General features: G+C 70.1%; 4 protein-coding genes and 1 rRNA gene. 4 read left to right on the forward strand and 1 reads right to left on the reverse strand.

Features of this window, described 5'->3' with window-relative positions; genetic code table 11:
* A 23S ribosomal RNA gene (locus IMZ29_RS22180) occupies nt 1-117 on the reverse strand; the annotation flags it as partial.
* A 27-nt stretch (nt 118-144) separates the two neighbouring features.
* Here IMZ29_RS22180 and IMZ29_RS23450 point away from each other — a divergent pair.
* The 4 genes from IMZ29_RS23450 to IMZ29_RS22200 are packed head-to-tail and all read left to right on the forward strand — an operon-like array spanning nt 145 to nt 3,606.
* Nucleotides 145-363, forward strand: coding sequence for an SPOR domain-containing protein (locus tag IMZ29_RS23450; protein WP_371820398.1), 219 nt, complete (start codon nt 145-147; stop codon nt 361-363).
* 18 nt (nt 364-381) lie between these two features.
* The gene (gspE, locus tag IMZ29_RS22190; protein WP_216188436.1) at nt 382-1,815 is read left to right on the forward strand and encodes a type II secretion system ATPase GspE; all 1,434 of its coding nucleotides are present in this window, start codon (nt 382-384) and stop codon (nt 1,813-1,815) included.
* Complete coding sequence (serB, locus tag IMZ29_RS22195; RefSeq protein ID WP_216188438.1) at nt 1,812-2,681, forward strand: phosphoserine phosphatase SerB; 870 nt, start codon at nt 1,812-1,814, stop codon at nt 2,679-2,681. The genes gspE and serB overlap by 4 nt, the downstream gene beginning before the upstream one ends.
* Before the next feature lie 13 nt (nt 2,682-2,694).
* A complete protein-coding gene (locus IMZ29_RS22200; protein ID WP_216188441.1) occupies nt 2,695-3,606 on the forward strand; it encodes a LysR family transcriptional regulator in 912 nt (303 codons plus the stop codon).
* Nucleotides 3,607-3,720 lie beyond the last annotated feature (114 nt).

Raw genomic sequence — 3,720 nt, forward strand, 5'->3', positions numbered from 1 at the left:
TTCGGATATCTGCGGATCAAAGCTTGTTTGCCAGCTCCCCGCAGCTTTTCGCAGGCTACAACGTCCTTCATCGCCTGGGCCCCGGGCGACCTGATGGTGATCCCGCGCGACCCGGCCACGCTCTACAACGACAGCGGCGTGAACGTGCTGCTCGCCACGCGCACCGCCTCGCGCGAACAAGCCGATGCCGTGGTGCAGCAGATCACCCAGGCCGGCTTTGCGCCCTACGTGCAGGGCGTGCGTGCCGAGAACCCGTACTGGCAGGTGTACATCCGCGTGGCGCGCGACGCGGCCACCACCGACGCCGCGGTCAACGCGCTGCGCCAGATGGGCTTCGCGCCCGAACTGCTGGTGCGACCGTGACGATGTTGGGAGGTTGACATGCATCCACTGCCCTACGCCTGGGCGCGGGCGCAGCGCGCGCTGCTGGAGGTGCGCGCAGATGGCGCGACGCTGTGGATCAGCCCGCGCACGCCGCCCTGGGCGGTGGCCGAGGTGCAGCGCCAGCATGGGCGGGCGCTGCTCGCAGACATCGCCGATGGCGAGCTCGAGACCCGGCTCACCGCCGCCTACGCCAACCTCACCGGGGATGCGGCCTCCGTCATGGACGCGGCCGAACACGAGATCGACCTGGACCGCCTGCTGCAGGACATCCCCGAAGTCGAGGACTTGCTGGAGACGCAGGACGACGCACCTGTCATCCGCATGATCAACGCCTTGTTCACCCAGGCGGCACGCGATGGCGCGAGCGACATCCACATCGAGCCCTTCGAGACCCATTCCGTGGTGCGCTACCGCGTGGACGGCACGCTGCGCGACGTGGTCAGCCCGCGTCGCGCCCTGCACGCCGCGCTGATCTCGCGCATCAAGATCATGGCGCAGCTGGATATCGCCGAGAAGCGCCTGCCGCAGGATGGACGCATCGCGCTGCGCGTGGGCGGACGCCCCATCGACGTGCGCGTCTCCACCCTGCCCACCGGCCACGGTGAACGCGCCGTGCTGCGTCTGCTCGACAAGCAGGCGGGCCGCCTGGAGCTGCAAAAGCTCGGCATGGCCGCTGACGTGCGCGGCGAGCTCGACCGCCTCATCCATCAGCCCCACGGCATCGTGCTCGTCACCGGGCCCACCGGCAGCGGCAAGACGACCACGCTGTATGCCGCGCTCGGCCGACTGGATGCCTCGACCACCAACATCCTGACGGTGGAAGACCCGATCGAGTACGACCTCCCCGGCATCAGCCAGACGCAGGTCAACGCCAAGATCGACATGAGCTTCGCGCTCGCGCTGCGCGCCATCCTGCGCCAGGATCCGGACGTCATCATGATCGGCGAGATCCGCGATCTGGAGACCGCGCAGATCGCCGTGCAGGCCTCGCTCACTGGCCACTTGGTGCTTGCCACCCTGCACACCAACGACGCCGTGTCGGCCGTCACGCGCCTGACGGATATGGGGGTCGAACCGTTTCTGCTATCGTCCTCGCTGCTCGGCGTGCTGGCCCAGCGCCTCGTGCGCTGCCTGTGCCCGCATTGCCGGCAACCGACCGAGCACGACGACGCGGGTACGCCCGTGCAGTGGCGCGCGATCGGTTGCGCGTCCTGCGGCCATACGGGCTACCAGGGTCGCACCGGCATCCATGAGCTCTTCGTCATCGACGACGACCTGCGCCGCCTCATCCACGAGGATGCGGGCGAACAGGCGCTGCGCGACCTGGCGGTGAACCATGGCATGCGCAGCATGCGCGAGGACGGCCAACGCTGGGTGCAGCAAGGCCTGACCTCGCCCGAAGAAATCATTCGCGTGACCCGAGATACATGAACCTGATCCTGCAAGGCCCCAACCTGGCCATCACCCAAGCCGAGCGCATCGGCACCCTCCTCGGCGCAAGCCGCCTGATGGAGATCGGCCCGCACGCCATTCGCCTGTGCGAAGTGGGCGCCGACGCCGCCGCCCGCGACCTCGTGGCCGAGCGCTGCACCCAGGACGGCCTGGACTACGCCTTCGTGCCGCCCGGCTTTCGCCTGTCGGACTTCCGCGTCCTGGCGATGGACATGGACTCCACGCTCATCAACATCGAGTGCATCGACGAGATCGCCGACGCCGTGGGCGTCAAGCCCCAGGTGGCCGCTATCACCGAAGCCGCCATGCGCGGCGAGATCACCGACTTCGCCGAGAGCCTGCGCCGCCGCGTCGCCCTGCTCGAAGGCGTGCCGGCCAACGCGCTGGACGGCGTCTACGCCGACCGCCTACGCCTGAACCCCGGCGCCGAGGCGTTGATCGCAGCCGCCCAATCGTTCGGCGTGAAGACCCTGCTCGTGTCGGGCGGCTTCACCTTCTTCACGAGCCGCCTCAAAGCCCGCCTGGGCTTGGATGCCGCCCACGCCAACGAACTCGACATCGTCGATGGCCGCCTCACCGGCCGCGTGCTGGGCGACATCCTCGATGCCGAAGCCAAGGCAGCCCATCTGCGCCGCGTGTGCGCCGAGTTGGGCGCCGAACCGGGTGCCCACGCCATCGCCATGGGTGACGGCGCCAACGACCTGCGCATGATGGGCGAGGCCGCCCTGAGCGTGGCCTACCACGCCAAGCCCGCCGTGCGCGCGGCCGCCACCTACGCCTTGAGCGTGAGCGGCCTGGACGGCGTGCTGAACTGGTTCGAAGACACCGCCGGCAGCGCCTGCTGACCGGCACCCCACCATGGAACGCCTCGACTGCGACCGCATGTTCGTGGCCGTCCTCGACGCCGGCAGCTTCGCCGGCGCCGCCACGCGCCTGGGCACCAGCCCCGCCCAGGCCTCCAAGCGCGTCTCCCGGCTCGAAGCCGAGCTCGGCGTGCAACTCATCACCCGCACCACCCGCGCCCTGTCGGCCACTGAGGCCGGCCTGGCCTACTACGAGCGCATCAAGCCGCTGCTCGACGAGTACGAGGCCATCGAGGCCGACATCCGCAGCGCATCGTCCGCCCCCAGCGGCAAGCTGCGCCTGACCGCCCCCATCTCCTTCGGCACCACCGAGCTCGCGCCCGTCCTGATCGCCTTCGCCCAGGCCTACCCGGACATCCAGCTCGACGTGAGCTTCGCCGACCGGCTCGCCAGCCTCGTCGACGAAGGCTTCGACGCCGCCGTGCGCATCGGCAAGCCCGCCGACAGCAGCCTCATCGCCCGCCGCCTGGCCCCCTCCCGCATCGTCGTCGCAGCCGCCCCCGCCTACCTCGCCCAACACGGCACACCCCAAACGCCGGCGGACCTCACCCAGCACACCTGCATCATCGACACCAACTTCCGCGACCCCTACCAGTGGCAGTTCCGCACCGGCGCAGGACGCAGCGAAGCCGTGACCGTGACAGGCCAGATCCGCTTCGCCAACGCCCACGCCTGCCTTGCCGCCACCGTGGCCGGCCTCGGCATCGCCCGCCTCCCCGACTTCGTCGCCGCCCCCGCCCTGCGCGACGGCACGCTGGTGCCGCTGCTCGCCGACTGCGAAGACCAACCCGCCGCCGTCTACGCCATCTACCCCGCCGGCAGACACGTCGCCCGCAAAGTCCGCGTCCTGGTCGACTTCCTCGTCGCGCACTACCAAGGCGAGGCGCCCTGGAACCAGGGCTGGTAGAACCCCGGGCGCCCACGACCTCTGCCCGCCACGACCGCGAGCCGCTGGCGCGACGGCCGGCAGCGGGGCCGTCGGAGCGCGCCGAGCGCAGGGTGTCGTGACGGGAGGCAAGGG

The sequence above is a fragment of the Verticiella alkaliphila genome, assembly GCF_018904615.1.
Taxonomy (GTDB): Bacteria; Pseudomonadota; Gammaproteobacteria; order Burkholderiales; family Burkholderiaceae_B; genus Verticiella; species Verticiella alkaliphila.